Here is a 19616-nt window from a genome sequence, read left to right as displayed (position 1 = left end):
ACCGTCGCTGTTGTCACTCGATGACCGGTGGGGCGGTTCTGGGCATGTCGTTGAACCACACGTCCTCCCACTCCTCCAGCCAGCTGGGACGCTCGTGTTCCTGGTCCTCCTCGCTGCCCTGACCGCGCCCGCCGGGCGCGCCCGCCATCGGCGCGCGTCCGCCTCCGGCACGCCCCGAGGTGGCGCCGGTCGCCGCGGTTCCGGGGGCCGACGAGCCACCCCGGACCGGGGAACTCCCCGCACGGCCCCCCGAGCCCGGCGTGCTGCCGCCACGTCCCGAGGTGGAGGGCGTTCCGCCACCCGCTCCCCCACCGACGTAGCCGCCGACTCCGCCGACACCTCCGACGCCGCCCGCGCCTCGTCCGGCGCCACCACCCGCACCGGTACCGCCGGCGGCTCCCGGGCCGCCCGGGGTCGCGGAGCCACCGGGTCCGGAGGTCCATGCCGACTCGCTGCCGGCGGATCCGTTGGAGTAGTCACCCGAGCCCGGGGACTGTCCCGGTCCGAAGCCGCTCCCGTTCTGGCCCGGCAGTGAACCGCCGTTGCCGGTTCCCCCGGAACCGGATCCAACGCCCCCGCCGGAACCGCCGTTGGCCGGACCGGCACCGGAATAACCACCGGGCACGTTGCCCTGGCCGGTACGCCCCGGTGGCACGGCGGGCGGCACCGCCGGTGGTTCGTTGCCGGAGGGAGTCGAGGGCGGGGTGGCGGGATCGCCGTTCAGCTGCCGGTAGGTGGGAACGGTGGAGTCCACGTCCTGGTAGGTCGCGCTCAGCACCCGGTTCATCGTCTCCTGGGCGTGGCGCTCCTCCTGCTGGCGTTCCTGCTGCTGGCGCTTCGCGTCCTGCCCCGCGCCACCGGGCCCGCCCGCTATACCCGCGATCACGGACCGACTCACGTTGTAGTCGCGCGGCGGCGGCACCATCTCCTTGACCTGGCCCGCTGCCGTACCGGCCTGCTCGATCTTGTTACCGGTCATCCGGAAGCACTCGCCGCTGCCACTGGCCCAGGTGGCCAGTGGCAGCGCGGACCGCTTGGCCGTCTCGGCTGCCTGCCCGGACCAGCCGCTGTCGATCGCCTTGGCGGAGTCATCATGCAGCCTTCCACCGAGCTCGTTCAGCTTGTCGCCGATATCGCGCCAGGCCTCGCCCACTGCCTTCGCATCGGAGTGACTCAGCGTGTTCTGATTGGTGTCGTAGATCTTCTTGTGATCGTAGGACTGCCAGTTCTCGTGCTGCTTGATGGACGGCGGGTCGTACCCGGCCGGGGCGTCCAGCTTCCGATTGCGCTCTTCGAGCTCCTGCCGCTGCTGCTCGCCCTGCTGCTCGGCGGCCTCGGCCTGTTCCTGCTGCCGGTTCTCGGCACGCGTGTCGTAGCCGAGCAACTTGCCGACGTCGTCGCGCACCGTTCCCGGGATGTCATTGATGGCCCCGGGAAGGTCCTTCATCACGTCGCCGATGGCCTCGTCCGCCGACCCCATCTTCTCGTCCAACCAGGATCCGAATCCCATGACAGCGCCCCCTTACGCCGGTTCCGGAACGTTCGGCTCTACCTTCTTCGCGATCTCCAACGCCTTGGCGCACTCGTCGACGTCATCGGGGAGACGGATTTCACGAGTCTGGATCTGGATCAATCCTTGCCCAGCATCGAACATGAGAACACAAGCCCGAGCTTTAGTGGCACCCTTGGGAATAGCACTCGCAGCATCGCGGCCGTTCACCTGAGTTCGATCGAACCTGGCCCATGTAGATCTCTTCTCCGAGGAAGCCACAGTCTGACGCGTGTTCTTTTCCAACCGAGCAGAAACCGGCTCTCCGGCGTAGTAGCACCCCGGAGCCCACGGCAGTTCATTCCTGGTCCCCCCTTGCGTTTCCAAACCGAATGATTTCAATTCCTCATCCGACAACAAACCACATGGATCTACCCCAGCGAGTACCTCGTCAGAAGGCTTGGCACCAGTCGTCTCGGATGAATCATCGGCAAGACCACCGGGCGAGCAACCGGTCACACCGAGCAACACGACACCGGCAACAGTGGCCACCAAAGACCGTGACAACCTGTTCACTGCTGCATACCCCGATTCAAGTCTCGACTGATCTGTTCGTCGGTGGCAATGTAGTGCTGCTTGGCCTGCCGAAACAGCTCCGCCTTACGCCGCAGCTCATCCGCGAACTGTCCCAGCAGATCCGCCGCTCCGGTGGAACCGTTAGCTGCCTTCTGCCAGAACTTGTTCGCCAGCTGCTGTCCCGAGAGGTAGTCGCCCAACCCCGGTACCTGTTGCAATCTGGTTGCGGAGTCAGCGAGCCGATCAGCTTCCAAAGCTTCACGCTCATACACAGCAGCGGCACTGTCGGCAGCCTGCGGCTCCATGGTCAGCTGCCCCGCCGAGATCTGCTGCTGGATCCAGGAGTTCTCCTCGCGAATGACCCCCAGAGCCGCACTCGCGCCCGTGAACCCAGCGGTCTCGTCAGCCATCACAGCCCCTTCCAGCTCCGAACAAGCTCACCGCAACCCACGCCACCCCGACCGGACGATCACCCTAACCCACCGTCAAGCCCGCCATCCCGCAAACCGACAAACCCGACCAGTGACCCACCTCACTGCACTGACCTCGACAGGCTCGCCAGGAACTCGGCGCACCGATGGCGATCAACCACCAGCACCCCGGCGTTCGGGGCCTTCGAGTCCCGCACTGCTATCGCACCGGACAAGGTAGTCACCTCCACGCAGTTGCCGTTGCCGCCGCTGTAACTACTCCGACGCCAGTACCTCGTGGACGGTTCCATCGCATTCATCGACGCCACCACATCGCGAGGGCTCGGGTTCAGGAGAGGCAGCGCTCCGCAGGACTCACCGAACCGGAACGCAGCGCAAGAGGCACTACCCGAGTTCACAAGTACCACCGGGCTCCTGGTGAAGTCATCAGCCGTACCGGTGACAAAGCGCTCCGCGACTCACTCCGACAGCTTGGTCACGAACTCGGTCCAGCGGCGACGGTCCACCACCAGCACCCCAGCGTCCGGGGCCTTCGAGTCCCGCATCATCACTTGGCCTTCGCCCACGAACGCCACCTCCACACACGCTCCCTGGTTCATGCTGCGAGAGGATTTCTTCCATCGAGCGGCGGACGTGTCCCGCATAATCACTCCTGCGTCAGATCAGCGATCACATGCTCCATCAGCTCAACTGATTGTCGCTGATCCAGCGCTTCATCGCGAAGAGCCTTCGCAATCGAGCTGTAGGTCTCGATGAGTTTCGGGTCCTCCAAGTCGTAGCGAGCGCCGAGGACAGGGTGACTCTCCAGAAACACTCCGGGACCGAACTCGGCGAACTCCAACAAGACGAACTTGCCGTCCATACCGGAGTGTGCTCCTACACCGGTAGGCATGACCTGAATCTCCACGTGCCGCAAGGCGCTCATCTCGATGAGTCGTCGAAGCTGTGCACGGAGAACCCCCACACCTCCGATGGGGCGCCAAAGAACCGACTCTTCGAGCACCACATGCAGCACGAGCGGATCAGGGTCGTCGAGTCGCCGCTGCCGTTCCAGACGCAGGTTGGCCACCTCCTGGTGGTCCTCGGCCGCCACGCTGCGGCTGGCTTCGGCCAGAGCCGCCGCGTAATCCCGGGTTTGCAGCAGACCGGGAACGACGAGCTGCTCATAGTTGAACTCACGGATCGCCTCACCCTCCGACCCGAGGAAGAACGCGAACCACTCCTCGACCACATCGGAGTAAGGTGACCACCAACTCGGCTCGGCCGATCGCTTTGCCTTCTCAACCAGAGGATCACGTTCTGCCTGCGGAACACCGTAGAACTTGAGCAGATCGCGCACGTCCCGATGCTGGAAGCGATACATCCCGGCTTCCATCTGACTGATCTTCCCGCGTGAGCAACCCAGCTCTGCCGCAGCTTCGTTAGTGGTCAGGCCCGCCTTCGTGCGCGCGTGACGCAACCTCATCCCGATCCTTCGACGCAACGAGGCCGGATCCACTCGTTCCACCACATGCACCTCCTCGAATCAGAACCCAGTTTCCCCCGGCGGCACTCAACCACCACGACCACCTGATCGAAGGATATTCAAGCTAACCGTTAGTGGCTAACGTGTTATTTGAATCGTCAAGACGAGGAGGAACTGTGTTTCCCAACTATTCCGCTCTCCCACCCCTGTGCACCCGCGAGGAGTTCATGACCGCGATGCGGGAGATGGTCGACGAGAACGCGCCGCGCGTCTTCGCGCTGTGCGAGGAACTGGGCGACCGGCACGACGCCGTGCTGCACTACTGGGGCATGGCCCACGACGACCACGCCGACCTCATCGGTACCGGCGGCAGCCTGCACATCGGCTTCCGGGACGCGACCACGGCCCGCGAACGCCTGGCCTGCCGCAGCAATATGCACCTCGTCTGGCCACACCAACCACCCGACCCCGTCTGAACACCAGAACTCCGACGTGCCACGCACGACGACGCCCGGCGCGCCGAAGCGCACCGGGCGTCAATTTCTCGCGAAATCGCCGGGCAGGGATCGGAGTCGGAACCGATGGAGATTCGGAGTACGAACGCCTCTGCTGCAGAAGGGCGCGACGCTAGGGTCAGACTCCCTGGTGCAGCGGGGACGAGACGTGCCCTGCCAGCCAGTCGTACCAGGCCGAGAGTCCTTCGCCGGTGGTGGCCGAGACCGGCAGGATCTCGACGCCGGGGTTGATCCGGCGGGCGTACTCGGCGAACCTGTCCACCTCGAACGAGAGGTGCGGCAGCAGATCCGTCTTGTTCAGCAGCACCAGATCGGTGTGGGCGAACATGTTGGGGTACTTCAACGGCTTGTCCTCGCCCTCGGTCACCGCCGCGATCACGACCTTGGCGTACTCGCCCAGGTCGAACAGCGCCGGGCAGACCAGGTTTCCCACGTTCTCCACCAGCACCACCGAGCCGGGCGCGGGCCGCAACGAACGCAGTGCGCTCCCCACCATCTCGGCATCCAGGTGGCATCCCGCGCCGGTGTTGATCTGCACCACGTCGGCACCCGCACGACGCAACCGCTCGGAATCGCGCAGCGTCTCCTGATCACCCTCGATCACCGCCAGCGGGACGGACGAGGCGGAGCCCGCCAGGGTTCGCTCCAACAGCGTGGTCTTGCCCGCTCCCGGTGAGCTCATCAGGTTCAGCGCCAGCACCCCCCGCTCGGTGAGCCACTGCCGGTTGCGCTCGGCCAGCGTGTCGTTCTTGGCCAGCACCTCGCGCTCCAGCTCCACCCGGCGCGTGACGCCGTCCTGCTCCGGAACCGCGGTCTCCGAATCGTCAGGCGCGTGCACACCGTCCTCGTGCGAGTGATCGTGATCGTGAGGATGGTCGTGATCGTGGGAATGTCCCCCGTACCGGTGATCCGGCGATCCCGATTCCTCCCGCGTGTCGGCGGCGTCGCGGGCTCCCACCCGTACGCCGCGCTCGTCACCGCATCCGCAGGTAGCGCACATCGTTCTTCCCTTCCCACAACGTCGAACCGACCAATCGAAGGAATCCGCGTACCCGGCCACTCACGAAGCGACGGTTCCGGATTCCACGTCCACCGCTCTGATCCGCAGTTCCCGTCCGGAGAGCACTTCGACATCGGGACTGCCGCAGTCACAGACCGCGAGCTGATCCTCCAGCACGAGCCGCTGGTCACAGTCCCGACAGCGACCGCTGCCGGTCGGAGTCACGATGTCCAACCGCGCACCTTCCAACGCCGTGCCGGTGACCACCAGGTCGAAGCAGAACCGCACGGAGTCCGGCACCACGCCGGAGAGCTTGCCGATCTCCAGCTCCAACCTGGTGACGCGCGGCTCGGTGACCGCGTCGAGCACCGCGTCCACCACACTCTGGGTGATCCCCAGCTCGTGCACCGCGATCCCCTCCCACAACCACTCCACGGAAATTCGTTTGGGGCGGCGTCAATTTCTCGCGAAATCGCCGGCTAACCGACCACACACCCGAGAGCCGTTGCTGACTCTCAACAGATCCGGGGTAGGGGATCGCCTACCAACAGATCCACGATCCGCGTCCCGCCGAACGCGGTGTTGAGCATCACCAGCCCTGGTGGGTCCTCACCGATCCGACCGATCACCGCCGCGTCCGAACCGTGCGGGTGCTCGCGCATCGCCGCGAGCGCGGTGTCGACGGACTCTCCGTCCACGATGGCCACCATCCTGCCCTCGCAGGCCACGTACAGCGGGTCGATGCCGAGCAGTTCGGAGGCACCGCGCACCTCGGTGCGCACCGGGACCTCGCCCTCCTCGACGACCACGGCGACGTTGGCCGCGGTGGCCACCTCGTTGAGGATCGTCGCCACACCGCCCCTGGTGGCGTCGCGCATCGCGCGCACACCCGGGGTGGACTCCAGCAGCCCGGCGACCATGTCGTGCAGCGGGGCGGTGTCGGACTCCAGGTCGGCGTCGATGTCCAGCTCACCGCGCTCCAGCATCACCGTGACGCCGTGGTCGCCGACGGGACCGGAGACCAGCACGGCATCCCCCGGTCGTACGGTGTCGATACCGAGCTCGTGCTCGGTCCGACGTACCCCCACCCCGGTGGTGTTGATGTAGCAGCCGTCGGCCTTGCCCTTCTGCACCACCTTGGTGTCACCGGTGACCACCCGCACCCCGGCCCGCTCGGCGGCCTCGGCCATGGACCGGACCACGCGCCGCAGCTCGGAGATCGGGAACCCCTCCTCGATGATGAACCCTGCGGAGAGGTAGAGCGGCGTGGCACCGGAGACGGCGAGGTCGTTGACGGTGCCGTTGACGGCGAGCTCGCCGATGTCGCCGCCGGGGAAGAACAGCGGGGAGACAACGAAGGAGTCGGTGGTCATCGCCAGCCGCGAATCGTCCACCGCGAACTCGGCGCCGTCCTCCAACTTCTCCAGGTGGGGGTTGCGCAGTTCCTCCAGGAACAACGCCTCGGTCAGCGTCTGGCTGGCCTTGCCACCGGCGCCGTGGGCGCTGGTGACGCGTTCTTCCTTGATCTTCGGTTTGCGGGCGCGCGCCTTCTCGATGCGGTCGAGGACCTGCTGTTCCCTGCTGCGGTAGTCGCTGCCCGGTTCCGCGACGCCGTGCGCGGGTTCGGCAGCGCTGTGTACGGTTTCAGCGGCACTGTGGTCGGATTCCGCGGTGGGGTGTTCGGGCGACGTTCCGGTCGCGGCGACCGGCTCCTCGTCGGTCTCGTTCTCGATGCTCACGACTTGCTCGCCTCCTTGACGCGTTCCCGGCTGAACCGGCCGAAGTTGTAGTAGGCGGCGCAGGCCCCCTCCGGGGAGACCATGCAGGTGCCGATCGGGGTCTCCGGGGTGCAGGCGGTGCCGAACACCTTGCACTCCCAGGGCTTGAGCACGCCCTTGAGCACCTCGCCGCACTGGCAGGCCTTGGGGTCGGCCACGCGCACGCCCGGCAGTTCGAACCGGCGTTCGGCGTCGAAGTCGGCGAACTCCTCGCGCAGTCGGGTGGCCGAGTGCGAGATGAAGCCCAGTCCGCGCCACTCGAAGTAGGGCCGCAGTTCCATGGTCCGGTTGATGGCGTCCAGCGCCACCTCGTTGCCGTTCCACGGCACGACCCGCGAGTACTGGTTCTCCACCTCCGAGCGGTTCTCCGACAGCTGCAGCATCAGCATGTAGATCGACTGCAGGATGTCCAGCGGCTCGAAACCGGCCACCACCAGCGGCTTGCGGTAGTCGCGGGCTATGAACTCGTAGGGCTTGCATCCGATCACCGTGGAGACGTGCCCGGGACCGATGAAGCCGTCCAGTCGCAGGTCCGGCGAGTCGAGGATGGCCTTGATCGCCGGGATGACGGTGACGTGGTTGCAGAACACCGAGAAGTTCTCCAGTCCCTCGGACCGGGCGCGCAGCAGCGTCATCGCGGTTGAGGGGGCGGTGGTCTCGAATCCGATCGCCATGAAGACCACGTGCTGCTCGGGGTTCTGCCGCGCCAGCTTGAGGGCGTCCAGCGGGGAGTAGACCATCCGGATGTTGGTGCCCTCGGCGTTGGAGTCGAAGAACGACCCGTTGCTGCCGGGAACCCGCATCATGTCGCCGAAGGAGGTCATCAGCACCCCCGGTTGCCTGGCGATGTGGATGGAGTCGTCCACCCTGCCCATCGGGATCACGCAGACCGGGCAGCCGGGGCCGTGGATCAGCGAGATGTTCTCGGGGAGGTAGTCCTCCAGACCGTGTTTGTAGATGGTGTGGGTGTGGCCGCCGCACACCTCCATGAACTTGTACTGCCTGCCCGGCTCGCACAGTTCGGTTATCTTGGCCGAGAGCGCACGCGCCTTGTCCGCGTCGCGGTACTCGTCGACGAACTTCATGGCACCTCCTCCGAAACCCTTCAAGCGAGAATCCGACGACACGAAAACCGTTCGGAAACGAAACCTCCCGGAAACGTGTCCCAACTGATAGCGCTCCGCCGAATTCCCATGTATCCGTTCGAATCAGACTTCTTGCCGGCATTCTTCGGCGCTACCGATGCCGACCAGCCACTCACGCAGCCGAACTCCGACCACACTGGCAACCGGCACCGCCGGGGTTCTCCTGTCTGGCGTCAATTTCTCGCGAAATCGTCGCTCCGCTACGACGCAGGGCCGAGCTCCCACCACCCTCGCGATCCGCACCGCCGCGCGTTCTCCCGTGGTGCTCTCGCGAGGACGGTCCCGACGTTGTGTAGTAACTACCCGATGTCGGGGCACCCGCGGCGAGAGCGCCGCGAGAGGTTCCGCCAAGCGACCACCCTCGCGAACCGAGCCGACAGAACTCCGCTAATCGATGTAGGAGTCCTGCAGCGCTTCCAGCTCGTCCTCGTAGGCCTTCCCGATGTCCTCCAGGAATTCCAGCGCGGCCTGCGCCTCCTGTTCGTCGATCTTGGAAAGCGCGAATCCCACGTGGATCAGAATCCAGTCACCGGCCACCGGCCGATCGTCGTCGAGCAGACCGATATTGATGTTGCGACGCACCCCGCTGACGTCAACCTTGGCCAGGTCGGGCCGGTCCGGCAGGACTTCGATTACCTCACCCGGAATTCCCAGACACATTCACGTTCTCCTTGTCGCAGCTCTTTGTTCGCCTTGATGGGGCGGTCACTCGACGGAACCTCTCGCGACGGTGCCGGTGGGCGAGCACGGCCAGCAGCGGTCGCACCACTCGCCCGTCGATTTCTCGCGAAATCGCCGCGCCGAAGGTCCGAGCTCACATGCGGCTGATCCGCAGGTAGCGCTTCACGTCCGGCCCGAACAGCCACGCGAGGGTGGCGATCAACCCCACCAACAGCACCAGGAACAGCAAGCGACGCACTACCGATCACCTCCTTCGACAACTCCTCGCCCGAGTCCGGCCGACTCGGATCCGTCCTGTTCGGCGCACACCAGTTCGCGCACCCGACGCACCGCTTCCGGCACGGCACGTTTCACGATCCGGCTCAAACCGATGCGCTGCTCCAGCTCGGCGGGCTCGCAGCCGAGCACGAAAACCCGGCCGGGATCACCGCCCAGCAGGGTGACCAGGTCCAGCACCACATCCGGCTGCATGCCGTGCGCGTCGGCCAGCGTCGCGGTGTCTCGCTTGTCGGCGTTCCCGATGTCGGTGGGCCGCAGCAGGGTCAGCGTCCCGGGCGAATCACCCCTGGACACCGCGTCGACCAGCACGGTCGTCGCGTAACCGTCGAGCAGGTCGAAAGCGAGGTGCATTCCGCTGGTGCCGTAGTCGCCCGCCCACACCCCCTCGGGCAGCTCGGTGTCCGCGAGCGCGCGACCGACCTCGGGGCCGAACCCGTCGTCGCCGAGGAAGATGTTGCCGATGCCCGCGACCAGCACGCGGCGGCTCATCGCCGCACCTCGTCCTCGCCGGCCAGGGCGGTTCCCTCCGGCTGTTCTGACTTCCCCTCGGAAATCCCCAGTGGACGGACCTCCTCGGTACCGAAGTAGCGGAACCGCCCGTTGGCACCCTGGATCTCGGCTCCCGGGTCGTCGTCCAGGGTCACGGCGAGGTGGCTGCCACCGTCCACGTCGAAGTACACCGCGCGCACCGTGGCGACGCGCCCGGTCAGGAACATGTCCTGCGCGTCGCTGCCGCTGCCCGGCAGCAGGGTGACCTTGCTGCCGTTGGACACCGACAGCCCGTCCACCTCGACGCTGTCGCTCTCCGGCGAGACCGCGGCGTCGGCACCGGGATCCCACCAGGGCACCCCGGGCTCGGGGAACGGTCCCGCGGCCTCGCCGGAGATTCCCGCGCCGGACGAACCGGGCGGGGCGGGGAAGTCCTGCCGCGGGGACGACCGCGGCGGACCCTCCTGCTGTGAGCTCTCCTGCTCCGGCACCGACTCCCGCAAGTATCGCAGCGTGCCGTGCAGCCGTTCCAGCATCTCGGGCGGCATGTTGTCGACGCCGTCGATGATGCCGCGAGCCCGCTCGTCGGTCTGCCTGGCCTGCTGTTTCTCCTGCTCGGTCAGCGCCATGGTGCGCAGCGTCAGGATCTCGTCGATCTCGGTGGCGTCGTGCAGCTGCCGTGGGCTCTCCGGCGCCACCCGCGGATCGTCGTAGAGGATGATCGGGGCGGCCAGCACCGCCGCACTCCGGTCCCCCGGTCCCAGCAGCACCGGCCAGCAGCGCACGTTCTCGCACTCGGCCACCGCGGCGGCGGCCCATTCCGGTGGGGCCGTCGAGGAGAGCAGCGCCCCCTGGTCCAGGCCGAGCAGCAGATGGGTCGCCACGAAGGCGTGCCGCAACGCCCGCTGCCTGCCCGCTTCCTCGGCCCGCCACTCGGAGGTGTTGTCCACACTCACCCGCAACCGCAGCCCACCGTAGGGACCCGCGAGCCGTTCGGCGTCGACCCGCAGTCTGCCCCGCAGTGGACGCAGTTCGCGAACGATCCTTCCCCGGAGCTCCCCCTCCTGGTCTCGGATCTCCTCGGTGTTCCGGGCCGAATCGTCACGGACGGCGAGTTCGCAGCCGCCGTCGAGCAGGTCGCCGACCCGGGCCAGCAGGTCGTGCTCCTGCTCGACCGCCTCGTCGAACTCCTCGACCACGCGGTCGCCGACCGGCAACGACGTGACTCGGCGGTACTGAGCGTGCTCGTCGAGCGATTCGACCGAGCGCTGCTGGATGCGCAGGAAGCGCAGCCGGACGTGCACCCGGGCGTCCTCGGGCGCCTCCAGCAGGCACTCGGTGCGCAGGTCGGTGTACTCGCCGATCGAGTCGTCGGCGTAGCTCGGCGGCATCAGCACCCCGAACTGCCAGCGCACCTGGTTCTTCGGCGAGTCGGCGGTGTAGGGGTAGAGCAGGTAGCCCTCGTAGAGGACGGCGTCGGCCACCGCCCTCGCCTTGTCGAACAGTTCCGTCACGGGGTCACCTCGCCCGCGTTGTCCAGCAGCGTTCCGATGGCGGCGTCCCAGGTGGGGATCGCGTGTCGCGACTGGTAGCGCAGCAGCGCGTCCACTGTGTCGCGGTGCAGGCGGATCCAGTCGGCCCGCGGGAAGTACAACTCCTTGAGCCGCTGCCACACCTCGATCGGCATGGCGTAATCGGCCTCCAGTTCCCAGGGGATCTGCTGGACCCAGAAACCGTTGGCCCCCTTGCCGAAGACGGTGCCGCTGAACATCAGCACCATCGGCACCGAACCGGAGCGCAACGAGTGCAGGTACTTGCCCGAGGCCACCTCCATGTCGAAGGTGCAGGGCACGGGAACGTCCACCCGGATGGAGTCGGTGAAGCCGGGTACCTGCGTGGCGACGTTGGCGAACCGCACGTTCCGCAGCGTGTGACCCCAGCGGTCCCGTCCGCCGAAGAGATGGCCGAGCAGCTCCTCCTCGGAGCTGTCGTAGTCGCGCTTGCGGGGCTCGATGTTGATGGCGCAGCGCAGCGAGACCGCGTGGATCGGGTCCTCGCCGGATTCGTCGATGCGCAGCCGGAACAGCAGGGTGGGACCGGCACCGTAGCGTTCGCAGCGCACGTCCTCGCACGTGACGGAGAGGTCAGCCATCACCGTCCTCCCGTCCGGTCCGCCCGGGGCCGACCCGCTCGCCGCGCTGCCGGAGTCCGGTGAAGAACTCCTCGATGTGCTCGCGTGCCTGGCTGCCGCCGTCGAAACCGCGCCAATAGGTGCGGACCAGCCCGACCAGCCGGTAGCAGGTGTCGACCGGTACCAGGAAAGCCTCGAACTCGGTGCCGGACTCGCCGAGCTGGTTGATCAGCAGCGCCTCGACGTCCTCGGCGATGTCGGCGAAGGCGGGTTCACCGGCGATCACCTCCTCCCAGTCCTTCGACGGCAGCGTCGACTCGGTGGCTCCCGCCGGGCTGGGGTAGAACAGCACCGGCCCGGTGGTCGAGCTGCGGAAGGCGAAGGCCATGCCGACCGGTATGCCGGTCGACTCCCACAGCGCGACACCCGGCGGGAAGCTCGGCGCGTAGCGGTAGCGCTCCGGAACGGCGCGGTGTTTGCCGCTGCCCGCTCCCGGGTGGGTGAACAGCAGATAGCAGGCGCGGCAGGTGCACAGGATGCGGCGGTTCGCCACGTTGACCACGTGGGAGTGCCCCGATTGCCACAACTGTTCCGAACACATCTCGCAGCTGGCACCCGGCGCACGTTCGGCACGGGCGGACTCACCGCGAGGGCGCAGGAAACGGCGCAGCCCACCGGGGTCGGTGGTGCCCGCCGCGCCGGAGACGGGGGGTGTTTCCGGTTTCACCGTGCGACCTCCGGAACCGCGAGGCGGACACCGCCGTCGTCGGCCAGCAGCGGCAACGGTTCCAGGTGCAGGCTCGGGTCCTGCTCCTCCCGGCCCGCCAGTCGCACGTCGTAACTTCGTGCGCAGTCGGGGCACCGCAGCTCACCGCCGTGCAGCACCGCCCGGCCCAGCTCCGTGTCACATGCGGGGCAACGGTCCCGGTAGGCGTAGAGCGATCCGGCCACGTTGCACACCAGCACGCTCGCGCCGCCGATTCCGACCGACGTGAACTCGCCGTCGGAGGGGCGCACGAGGTCGTCCAGGTTCACCCACTCCGCGGTCTCGGCCACGGTGGAACCGCCGTTGTCCGACTCGGTCGCCAACGGCAGCAGCGGTCGGCCACCGGGTCCGGTGGCGGTGGTTTCCGGCTGGGCCATGCCCTCCACCGCGATGTCGGCGATCTCCGGCGCGGCCTTGCGGACGGCGTCCTCGATGGCCAGCTTCACCGTCACGGCCGAGGAGGGGCAGCCGTCGCAGTTGCCCTTCAACCGCAGCCGCACGACACCTTCCTCGTCGATGTCGAGCAGCTCCACGTCCCCGGAGTGCGACCCGAGGTAGGGCCGCACGCTGTCCAGCGCGTCGGACACGCGCTGCCGCACCGGGAGCGGGTGCAGATCGTGCAGCGCCAGCAGCCCGCCGACCAGCTCGTCCGCCGCCAACCGGTCGAGCAGCTCGGCGCCGGGACCGTGTTCGGCCAGCAGTGTGGTGATCCGCTCGATTCCGGAGCCGTAGAACCGCATGATGGTGGCGACGAGGTCCTCGGCCGCCTCGCGGACGCCGGGTGTCTCGACGGTGTCGAACTTGCCGAGCAGCTCGTCCACGCGGGCGGCGACCGCGCTCGCGTCGTCCTGCCGGGACTCCGCCGGCGGCGGTGTCCCCGTGGTGGTGGATTGCGTCATCAGTGGGGAGTCCTCGCGTGAGTGAGTCACGCCCCGGTGCCCGCCCCCGAAAGCACGGGCACCGGGGCACGGTTGTGTGGTGTACTGGGTCGGTTGTCTCACTGAGGTGTTCCGGCCGCACCGGCCGAACGAGCCGCTTCGCAGCGCAACGCCGTACTTCCGCTCCCGCAACTCGCACCGCCGCGGGTTCTCCCGTGCGGCTCTCGCGAGGAAGGCCCGACGTTGTGTAGGTCGCTACCCGATGTCGGGCCTCCCGGAGCGAGAGCCGTGCGAGAGGTTCCGCCGAGCGACCACCCCCGCGACCCGGCCGGAACACCGAGCCCTCAGGTCTGGCTGTCGAAGGCGTGCGGGGTGTGCGTCTTGTCCAGCTCGAACCCCTCCCCGGTGTACATGTGCACCCCGCACGGCAGGCAGGGATCGAAGCTGCGCACGGCGCGCATGATGTCGATGCCCTTGAAGTTCTCCGGGGAGTTCTCCTCGAAGATCGGGGTGTTCTGCACCGCGTCCTCGTAGGGCCCCGGGGTGCCGAAGGAGTCGCGCACGCTGGCGTTCCACGGCGTCGGCGGGTAGGGGTGGTAGTTGGCGATCTTGCCGTTCTGCACCACCATGTGGTGCGAGAGCACCCCGCGCACGGCTTCGGTGAAGCCGCAGCCCACGCTCTCGTTGGGCACGTCGAACGGCTCCCAGGTCTGCGTGTTGCCGCCGCGGACCTCGGCCAGCGCCTTGTCCACGAAGTGCAGCGCCGCCGCCGCGCAGTAGGCCTGGAAGTAGGTCCGGGCCCGGTTGCGCTCGATCGCGTTGCTCCACTTCGGAATCTTCCACTCCAGCGTGCGCTCGCCCATGGTGGCGCTCTTGGGCAGGTTGATCTCCACGCTGTGGCCGGTCGACCTGACGTTGCCCATGTCCACCAGCCCGGCCAGCGCGGTGGTCCACAACCGCGCGATGGGGCCGCCGCCGGTGTCCAGCGCCAGGTGCTCGGAGCCGTCGAACCAGCGCGGCGACATCACCCAGGAGTACTTGTCGTCGAAGTCCCGCTTGGCCGGTTTGGGAATGGTGTGCTGGTTCCAGGGATGACGCTGATCGACCGGGTTGCCCAGCGGATCGCGGTCGACGAACGTCTCCTGGCCCTGCCAGTCCTCGTAGTAGGAGCTGCCCAGCAGGATCCGGATGCCCAGGTTGATGTCGACCAGATCCGTGGTGACCAGCTGCCCGTCCACGACGATGCCCGGCGTGACGAACATCTTGCGGCCCCAGTCGCTCATGTTCGCGTACTGGAAGTCGCAGTGGTCCGGGTCGTTGAGGCTGCCCCAGCAGGCGAGCATGATCCGGCGCCTGCCGACCTCCTCGTAACCGGGCATGGCCTCGTAGATGAAGTCGAACAGGTCGTCGTGCATCGGCACGCAGCGCTTCATGAACTCGACGTAGCGCATCAGCCTGGTGAGGTAGTCGGTGAACAGCTGCACCGTGGCGACCGTCCCCACTCCGCCCGGGTACAGCGTGGAGGGGTGGACGTGCCGTCCCTCCATGAGGCAGAACATCTCGCGGGTGAGCCTGCTGATCTGCAGCGCCTCCCGGTAGAACTCACCTTCCAGCGGGTTGAGCGCCCGCATGATGTCGGCGATGGTGCGATAGCCGTGCTCGGAGGCGTTGGGGGCCTCGGTCCGCTCGGCCAGTTCCAGCACGCCGGGGTTGGTCTCGCGGATCATCTTCTCGCAGTAGTCGACCCCCACCAGGTTCTCCTGGTAGATGTTGTGGTCGAACATGTACTCGGCGGCCTCGCCGAGGTTGATGATCCACTCCCCCAGTTTGGGCGGCTTGACCCCGTAGGCCATGTTCTGGCTGTAGACCGAGCAGGTGGCGTGGTTGTCCCCGCAGATGCCGCAGATGCGGCTGGTGATGAAGTGCGCGTCGCGGGGGTCCTTGCCCTTCATGAAGATGCTGTAGCCGCGGAAGATCGATGAGGTGCTGTAGCACTCCACCACCCTCCTGGCCTCCCAGTCGATCTTGGTGTAGATACCGAGGCTGCCGACTATCCTGGTGATCGGGTCCCAGGACATCTCCATCAGATCGGATTTCGACTTTCCCGACTTCTTGGCGGGGTCGGTCTGTGTCATGCGGGGATACCTTCCTCGGATCGGATCACCAGGTCGGCCGGTAACCGGTGTGCAGCTCACGTCCCTTGCCGCGCCAGGACGGTTCCTTGTCCGCGGTCCTGCGGGTGATGCCGCGGAGTCTGCGGATGGCGGCGCCGTAGGCACCGCTGGCCGCGGTGGACAGCAGCGAACCGGGGGGTTCGTCCATGAACGGCATGAACTTGTCCGGGAAACCGGGCATGGTGCATCCGATGCAGATGCCTCCCACGTTGGGGCAGCCGCCGATGCCGTCCATCCAGCCGCGCTTGGTCACGTTGCACTGCACGACCGGCCCCCAGCAGCCGATCTTGACCAGGCACTCGGGGGTGCCGTAGTGCTTGGTGAACTGCCCCTGTTCGTAGTAGCCGCCCCGGTCGCAGCCTTCGTGGACGGTGGCGCTGAACAGCCACTTCGGCCGCAGCGCGTCGTCCAGCGGGATCATCGGTGCCTGCCCGGCGACCTGGTAGAGCAGGTACAGCAGCGTCTCGGACATGTTGTCCGGCTGCACCGGGCAGCCGGGCACGCACACGATCGGCAGTCCCGCCTTGGACTTCCACCGCCACCCCAGGTAGTCCGGCACTCCCATCGCACCGGTGGGGTTGCCCGCCATGGCGTGTATCCCGCCGTAGGTCGCGCAGGTTCCGGTGGCCACGATGCCCAGCGCCTTCGGCGCGAGCCGGTCGATCCACTCGCTGGTGGTGATGGGCTGGCCGGTGTTGGGGTCGTTGCCGAACCCGCACCAGTAGCCCTCCTCCTTGATGGCCTCGTTGGGGATAGAGCCCTCGATGACCAGCAGGAAGGGTTCGAGCTCACCGCGGTCTGCCTTGTGGAACCACTCGATGAAGGTGTCCGCGCCCTGCTCGGGCCCGCTCTCGAAGTCGATCAGCGGCCAGTGCACCCGCACCTCGGGCAGCCCGGGCAGTGCGCCCATCACGATTTCCTCGATGCTGGGCTGCATGGCCGCCGTCAGCGAGACGGAGTCGCCGTCGCAGCTGAGCCCGGCGTTGATCCACAGAATGTGAACCGGCCCCTGCGTACCGCCTCCGGTGTCGCTGTCGGCTCCCGCCCCTCGGGTGGTCGGGTCCTCGTCGGGAACGGGTTTCATGTGTCGTTCGTCGGTCGGTGCCACGACGGATCACTCCTCACTCACGCATCGAGGCCGGTGTGCCCTGCGGTGCCGCACCGTCCCGATCCCGGGAGAGCGCGGATTGGGTGAGCTCCCAGAGCGCGTGGTACAGCGTGGTCTGGGCTTCCTGAATGCGGTGCACGGAGGGTGAGGGCACCACGAACAGGTGATCGATGCTGTCCGATTCGGACATCTTGCCGCCCTCGTAACCTGCGATGCCGACGGTCAGCATCCCCCTGCTCTTGGCCTCCTCGAAGCCCGCGAGCAGGTTGGCCGAGTTACCGCTGGTCGAGATACCGACCGCGATGTCGTTGGGGCCGCCGAAAGCGCCGAGCTGCCTGGCGAAGATGACGTCGAAGCCGACGTCGTTGCACAGCGCGGTGACCACCGCGATGTCGCTGGTCAGTCCGAGAGCGGGCAGCGCGGTCCCTCCCGCGTCGGGATGCAGGAACTGGCTGGCGATCTCCTGGGCGTCGGTGGAGCTGCCCCCGTTGCCGAAGGCGAGCAGCCTGCCGCCGCGGGCGAAGCGTTCGGCCATAGCCTCCGCGCAGCGGAGGAGATTGTCGCCGTCGCGGCGGTGCACCTCGACCCGCAGCTCCCTGATCTCGTGGGCCTTCGTCTCGATGGAGTGACGTACCTGCTCGAACACGGCGTCGACGTCGACCGGCGCGTTGGTCAGGAACGGGTACAGCGCCCCTGCCGATCCGATGTCGCTCGCCGGTCCGGCCTCGCTCGCGGGAACGCTGCGCGTAGTGGGGCCGGTGTGGGTGGCGGGGCCGGTGGGAGCAGTGGGTCCGGTGTCGGTGTTGGCTTGGTCCACGGTGTTCACTCCTCGACGGTCGCGATGGCCTCGCCCGCGTGCACGAGCACGGTGTCGCCGACGGCGGCCGGAACCAGCGCGACGCTGATCCGTTCGGTTCCGAGTTCGGTTTCCACGTCGGCCATGTCGTCCGCGAGCAGCCGCAGCACGGTGACGCGCACCGCCTCGTCCGAACAGGTCACGCAGTGCTGCCCGTCGCAGCTCGCGTCGGAGGGCGCCGGGTAGGGAAGCGGCTCCTCGCTCATGCCGTCACTTCCGAGGTCAGTGCGCCGGGCTGTTCGAGGAAGACGTGCACCAGTTCCCAGAGGATGTGGTACATGGTCACGTGCACTTCCTTGACCACCCGCGGATCGGTGGCCCGCGCCGTGAGCACGTGGTCGATTCCGGAATCCGCCATCGCCCCGCCGTCACCACCGACCAGGCCGACGGTCAGCAGGCCGAGGTCGCCGCTCTCGCGCAGCCCGCGCAGCACGTTGGCGCAGTTCCCGTCGGTGGAGATCCCCAGCGCGATGTCGCCCGGATCGGCCAGGTGCCGGATCTGGTGAGCGAACACCTCGTCCAGCCCCTCGCCGCTGCCGGTGGCGACGCCGGTGACCGTGGCCACGTCGGAGGTCAGCGAGACGGCGGGCAGCGCGCGTTTGCCGACGATCACCGGATGCACGAACTCGACGGCGACGTGCTGCGCGTCGGTACTGGCCCCGCCGTTTCCGAAAACGACCAGTTTTCCACCTTCGTGGAATCTTCGGGACACGGCATGACAGGCTCGGGCCACGTTGTCGGCGTTCGCCAGGATTTGATTGACGGGTTCGACACGACGTTCAAACAGGCGATCGACCGTTTCGTGCACACCGCTGTCCGGGGACGATGACATCGGTGATCACTTCCTTGTTGTGGTATGCGGCATCGCCCAAGCTAAAACAGAGTGAATCAGTTCACAACTTGATATTGGAATTTCGCAGCACACCACGAATCGACGAGAGAAATTCGTGAAAGCGTTACCACGACACGACGAGCAAGAAATGAGAGATTCCCAGAATTGTACGCGGAACGACTGAAAAATACCTCGGGAAAATCGAGAGTCAGCGTGTCGTTGTTGACCGGGGGCCGAGAGAACCTGACCACGGTGCCGCGGTGACGCGAATTCTCACACGGTCACGTGACACCGGATCGGCTCACTCGCCACACCGGCCCGCGATCACCCACTGGCACCGATCCGGGCAGCGTTCCTCAGAGCTTCGAGTCGCCGAGGTCGACAGCCCGGCCCGACACGGGTTTCGCCCGCGGCGCGCTCAGGGGTGGGAGTTCTACTCGTCGCGTCGTTTTCGGGCGCGGTGGCGTGCGACGTTCTGCCGATTCCCGCATATCTCGGGGGTGCAGTATCGGCGCCGTCCCGCCTTGCTGGTGTCGACGAACACTCCGTCGCACTCGGCAGCCGCGCAGTGCCGGAAACGCTCGTGGCTCAAGGCGTGCAGTGTTCCCAGCAGCCCGGAGCACACCAGCGCTGCCAGTTCTTCCACCACGGATGCGTCGGGAGAGGTCGCCAGGCCCCACTGCCATCCCCGGTGGGAGTCGAGCAACACCGTCGGAGTCGCGGTGGCCCGCGCCAGCAGCGTGGTCGCTCCTTCGACGAGTTCCTCGACATCGCTGGTTGCGAGAAGAGCACGAATCTCCTCCCGCAACCGCTTCACGCGGGCGAGATCGTCGTCGGAGGGCACGCTCTCCGGTGCCGTGGTGTCGGTGATGACGCCGTGTTCGATGAGGAACCGTCGTAAGGCCGTGGGGCTGGTGAGGACCTCGTCGGTGGTTCGTCGTATCGCCGGGGAGGTGTTCACCAGGTCGGTGGCCAACGCCGCCCCCACGGTGTAATTGGAGAAATCTATTTTCATGGCTTACT

24 protein-coding genes are annotated in these 19616 nt (G+C 67.0%); 1 reads left to right on the top strand and 23 read right to left on the bottom strand.

Translation table 11 applies throughout. The features are described 5' to 3' along the window. Nucleotides 1–13: 13 nt before the first annotated feature. From BM150_RS24940 to BM150_RS14710, 6 genes are all read right to left on the bottom strand, one after another. Nucleotides 14–1510 (bottom strand): hypothetical protein, encoded by a 1497-nt coding sequence (locus BM150_RS24940; RefSeq protein ID WP_092927851.1) that lies wholly within the window; start codon nt 1508–1510, stop codon nt 14–16. A 12-nt stretch (nt 1511–1522) separates the two neighbouring features. After that, nucleotides 1523–2041: a DUF3558 family protein gene (locus BM150_RS14730; protein ID WP_092928040.1), complete on the bottom strand. Its 519-nt coding sequence runs from the start codon at nt 2039–2041 to the stop codon at nt 1523–1525. A gap of 20 nt (nt 2042–2061) precedes the next feature. Beyond that, nucleotides 2062–2475 carry a hypothetical protein gene (locus tag BM150_RS14725; RefSeq protein WP_092928039.1) on the bottom strand — a complete coding sequence of 138 codons (414 nt, stop codon included), beginning with the start codon at nt 2473–2475 and terminating at the stop codon, nt 2062–2064. A gap of 122 nt (nt 2476–2597) precedes the next feature. After that, a complete protein-coding gene (locus tag BM150_RS14720; protein WP_092928038.1) occupies nt 2598–2795 on the bottom strand; it encodes a DUF397 domain-containing protein in 198 nt (65 codons plus the stop codon). A gap of 159 nt (nt 2796–2954) precedes the next feature. Continuing rightward, nucleotides 2955–3140, bottom strand: a complete 186-nt coding sequence (locus BM150_RS14715) for a DUF397 domain-containing protein (protein WP_092927850.1) — start codon at nt 3138–3140, stop codon at nt 2955–2957. Between the two features lie 2 nt (nt 3141–3142). Next, complete coding sequence (locus BM150_RS14710; RefSeq protein WP_139219540.1) at nt 3143–4003, bottom strand: helix-turn-helix domain-containing protein; 861 nt, start codon at nt 4001–4003, stop codon at nt 3143–3145. 134 nt (nt 4004–4137) lie between these two features. Between BM150_RS14710 and BM150_RS14705 the strand changes: the two genes are divergently transcribed. After that, nucleotides 4138–4437: a hypothetical protein gene (locus tag BM150_RS14705; protein WP_175496839.1), complete on the top strand. Its 300-nt coding sequence runs from the start codon at nt 4138–4140 to the stop codon at nt 4435–4437. Between the two features lie 157 nt (nt 4438–4594). On the opposite strand, the gene hypB is transcribed toward BM150_RS14705, so the two are convergent. The 17 genes from hypB to BM150_RS14625 all read right to left on the bottom strand — a co-directional run bounded on the left by hypB (nt 4595) and on the right by BM150_RS14625 (nt 19608). Further along, nucleotides 4595–5476 (bottom strand): hydrogenase nickel incorporation protein HypB, encoded by an 882-nt coding sequence (gene hypB, locus BM150_RS14700; protein ID WP_092928036.1) that lies wholly within the window; start codon nt 5474–5476, stop codon nt 4595–4597. A 60-nt stretch (nt 5477–5536) separates the two neighbouring features. Continuing rightward, nucleotides 5537–5884 carry a hydrogenase maturation nickel metallochaperone HypA/HybF gene (locus BM150_RS14695; protein ID WP_092928035.1) on the bottom strand — a complete coding sequence of 116 codons (348 nt, stop codon included), beginning with the start codon at nt 5882–5884 and terminating at the stop codon, nt 5537–5539. Nucleotides 5885–5991: 107 nt separating this feature from the next. Further along, nucleotides 5992–7032 (bottom strand): hydrogenase expression/formation protein HypE, encoded by a 1041-nt coding sequence (gene hypE / locus BM150_RS14690; RefSeq protein ID WP_092928034.1) that lies wholly within the window; start codon nt 7030–7032, stop codon nt 5992–5994. A gap of 179 nt (nt 7033–7211) precedes the next feature. After that, the gene (gene hypD / locus BM150_RS14685) at nt 7212–8339 is read right to left on the bottom strand and encodes a hydrogenase formation protein HypD (RefSeq protein WP_092927848.1); all 1128 of its coding nucleotides are present in this window, start codon (nt 8337–8339) and stop codon (nt 7212–7214) included. Nucleotides 8340–8786: 447 nt separating this feature from the next. Beyond that, entirely contained in the window at nt 8787–9059 is a 273-nt protein-coding gene (locus BM150_RS14680; RefSeq protein WP_092927847.1) for a HypC/HybG/HupF family hydrogenase formation chaperone, read from the bottom strand. A gap of 154 nt (nt 9060–9213) precedes the next feature. Beyond that, nucleotides 9214–9318, bottom strand: a complete 105-nt coding sequence (locus tag BM150_RS25265) for a DUF6893 family small protein (RefSeq protein ID WP_425427422.1) — start codon at nt 9316–9318, stop codon at nt 9214–9216. Beyond that, complete coding sequence (locus tag BM150_RS14675; protein ID WP_092927846.1) at nt 9318–9848, bottom strand: hydrogenase maturation protease; 531 nt, start codon at nt 9846–9848, stop codon at nt 9318–9320. The genes BM150_RS25265 and BM150_RS14675 overlap by 1 nt, the downstream gene beginning before the upstream one ends. Then, the gene (locus BM150_RS14670; RefSeq protein WP_217641657.1) at nt 9845–11362 is read right to left on the bottom strand and encodes a hypothetical protein; all 1518 of its coding nucleotides are present in this window, start codon (nt 11360–11362) and stop codon (nt 9845–9847) included. The genes BM150_RS14675 and BM150_RS14670 overlap by 4 nt, the downstream gene beginning before the upstream one ends. Next, a complete protein-coding gene (locus tag BM150_RS14665) occupies nt 11359–12000 on the bottom strand; it encodes a DUF6084 family protein (RefSeq protein ID WP_092927845.1) in 642 nt (213 codons plus the stop codon). Before BM150_RS14665 ends, BM150_RS14670 begins: the two co-directional genes overlap by 4 nt. Further along, nucleotides 11993–12706 carry a DUF5947 family protein gene (locus BM150_RS14660; RefSeq protein ID WP_217641656.1) on the bottom strand — a complete coding sequence of 238 codons (714 nt, stop codon included), beginning with the start codon at nt 12704–12706 and terminating at the stop codon, nt 11993–11995. Before BM150_RS14660 ends, BM150_RS14665 begins: the two co-directional genes overlap by 8 nt. Beyond that, nucleotides 12703–13644, bottom strand: a complete 942-nt coding sequence (locus BM150_RS14655; protein ID WP_092927844.1) for a NifU family protein — start codon at nt 13642–13644, stop codon at nt 12703–12705. The genes BM150_RS14660 and BM150_RS14655 overlap by 4 nt, the downstream gene beginning before the upstream one ends. A 323-nt stretch (nt 13645–13967) precedes the next feature. After that, nucleotides 13968–15758 (bottom strand): nickel-dependent hydrogenase large subunit, encoded by a 1791-nt coding sequence (locus tag BM150_RS14650; protein WP_092927843.1) that lies wholly within the window; start codon nt 15756–15758, stop codon nt 13968–13970. A gap of 25 nt (nt 15759–15783) precedes the next feature. Beyond that, complete coding sequence (locus BM150_RS14645; RefSeq protein WP_092928032.1) at nt 15784–16881, bottom strand: NADH-quinone oxidoreductase subunit B family protein; 1098 nt, start codon at nt 16879–16881, stop codon at nt 15784–15786. 37 nt (nt 16882–16918) lie between these two features. Beyond that, on the bottom strand, nt 16919–17611 hold the full coding sequence (locus tag BM150_RS14640) for an SIS domain-containing protein (protein ID WP_092928031.1): 693 nt from the start codon (nt 17609–17611) through the stop codon (nt 16919–16921). 116 nt (nt 17612–17727) lie between these two features. Then, on the bottom strand, nt 17728–17967 hold the full coding sequence (locus BM150_RS14635) for a HypC/HybG/HupF family hydrogenase formation chaperone (RefSeq protein WP_092927842.1): 240 nt from the start codon (nt 17965–17967) through the stop codon (nt 17728–17730). Next, complete coding sequence (locus BM150_RS14630) at nt 17964–18593, bottom strand: D-sedoheptulose-7-phosphate isomerase (RefSeq protein WP_092927841.1); 630 nt, start codon at nt 18591–18593, stop codon at nt 17964–17966. Before BM150_RS14630 ends, BM150_RS14635 begins: the two co-directional genes overlap by 4 nt. A 433-nt stretch (nt 18594–19026) precedes the next feature. Then, entirely contained in the window at nt 19027–19608 is a 582-nt protein-coding gene (locus BM150_RS14625) for a CGNR zinc finger domain-containing protein (RefSeq protein WP_092927840.1), read from the bottom strand. Nucleotides 19609–19616 lie beyond the last annotated feature (8 nt).

The organism is Actinopolyspora alba (assembly GCF_900112765.1).
In the GTDB taxonomy this organism is placed as follows: Bacteria; Actinomycetota; Actinomycetes; order Mycobacteriales; family Pseudonocardiaceae; genus Actinopolyspora; species Actinopolyspora alba.
This window is presented reverse-complemented; position numbering and strand designations above follow the sequence as displayed.

What these genes read in the sequence shown, in the direction of transcription:
- BM150_RS14645 (WP_092928032.1), bottom strand. Translation starts at nt 16,881, where the DNA reads ATGAAACCCGTTCCCGACGAGGACCCGACCACCCGAGGGGCGGGAGCC.
- BM150_RS14725 (WP_092928039.1), bottom strand. Translation starts at nt 2,475, where the DNA reads ATGGCTGACGAGACCGCTGGGTTCACGGGCGCGAGTGCGGCTCTGGGG.
- BM150_RS14720 (WP_092928038.1), bottom strand. Translation starts at nt 2,795, where the DNA reads ATGAATGCGATGGAACCGTCCACGAGGTACTGGCGTCGGAGTAGTTAC.
- BM150_RS14655 (WP_092927844.1), bottom strand. Translation starts at nt 13,644, where the DNA reads ATGACGCAATCCACCACCACGGGGACACCGCCGCCGGCGGAGTCCCGG.
- BM150_RS14650 (WP_092927843.1), bottom strand. Translation starts at nt 15,758, where the DNA reads ATGACACAGACCGACCCCGCCAAGAAGTCGGGAAAGTCGAAATCCGAT.
- BM150_RS14630 (WP_092927841.1), bottom strand. Translation starts at nt 18,593, where the DNA reads ATGTCATCGTCCCCGGACAGCGGTGTGCACGAAACGGTCGATCGCCTG.
- BM150_RS14665 (WP_092927845.1), bottom strand. Translation starts at nt 12,000, where the DNA reads ATGGCTGACCTCTCCGTCACGTGCGAGGACGTGCGCTGCGAACGCTAC.
- BM150_RS14625 (WP_092927840.1), bottom strand. Translation starts at nt 19,608, where the DNA reads ATGAAAATAGATTTCTCCAATTACACCGTGGGGGCGGCGTTGGCCACC.
- BM150_RS14635 (WP_092927842.1), bottom strand. Translation starts at nt 17,967, where the DNA reads ATGAGCGAGGAGCCGCTTCCCTACCCGGCGCCCTCCGACGCGAGCTGC.
- hypB (WP_092928036.1), bottom strand. Translation starts at nt 5,476, where the DNA reads ATGTGCGCTACCTGCGGATGCGGTGACGAGCGCGGCGTACGGGTGGGA.
- hypD (WP_092927848.1), bottom strand. Translation starts at nt 8,339, where the DNA reads ATGAAGTTCGTCGACGAGTACCGCGACGCGGACAAGGCGCGTGCGCTC.
- BM150_RS14675 (WP_092927846.1), bottom strand. Translation starts at nt 9,848, where the DNA reads ATGAGCCGCCGCGTGCTGGTCGCGGGCATCGGCAACATCTTCCTCGGC.
- BM150_RS14715 (WP_092927850.1), bottom strand. Translation starts at nt 3,140, where the DNA reads ATGCGGGACACGTCCGCCGCTCGATGGAAGAAATCCTCTCGCAGCATG.
- BM150_RS14680 (WP_092927847.1), bottom strand. Translation starts at nt 9,059, where the DNA reads ATGTGTCTGGGAATTCCGGGTGAGGTAATCGAAGTCCTGCCGGACCGG.
- BM150_RS24940 (WP_092927851.1), bottom strand. Translation starts at nt 1,510, where the DNA reads ATGGGATTCGGATCCTGGTTGGACGAGAAGATGGGGTCGGCGGACGAG.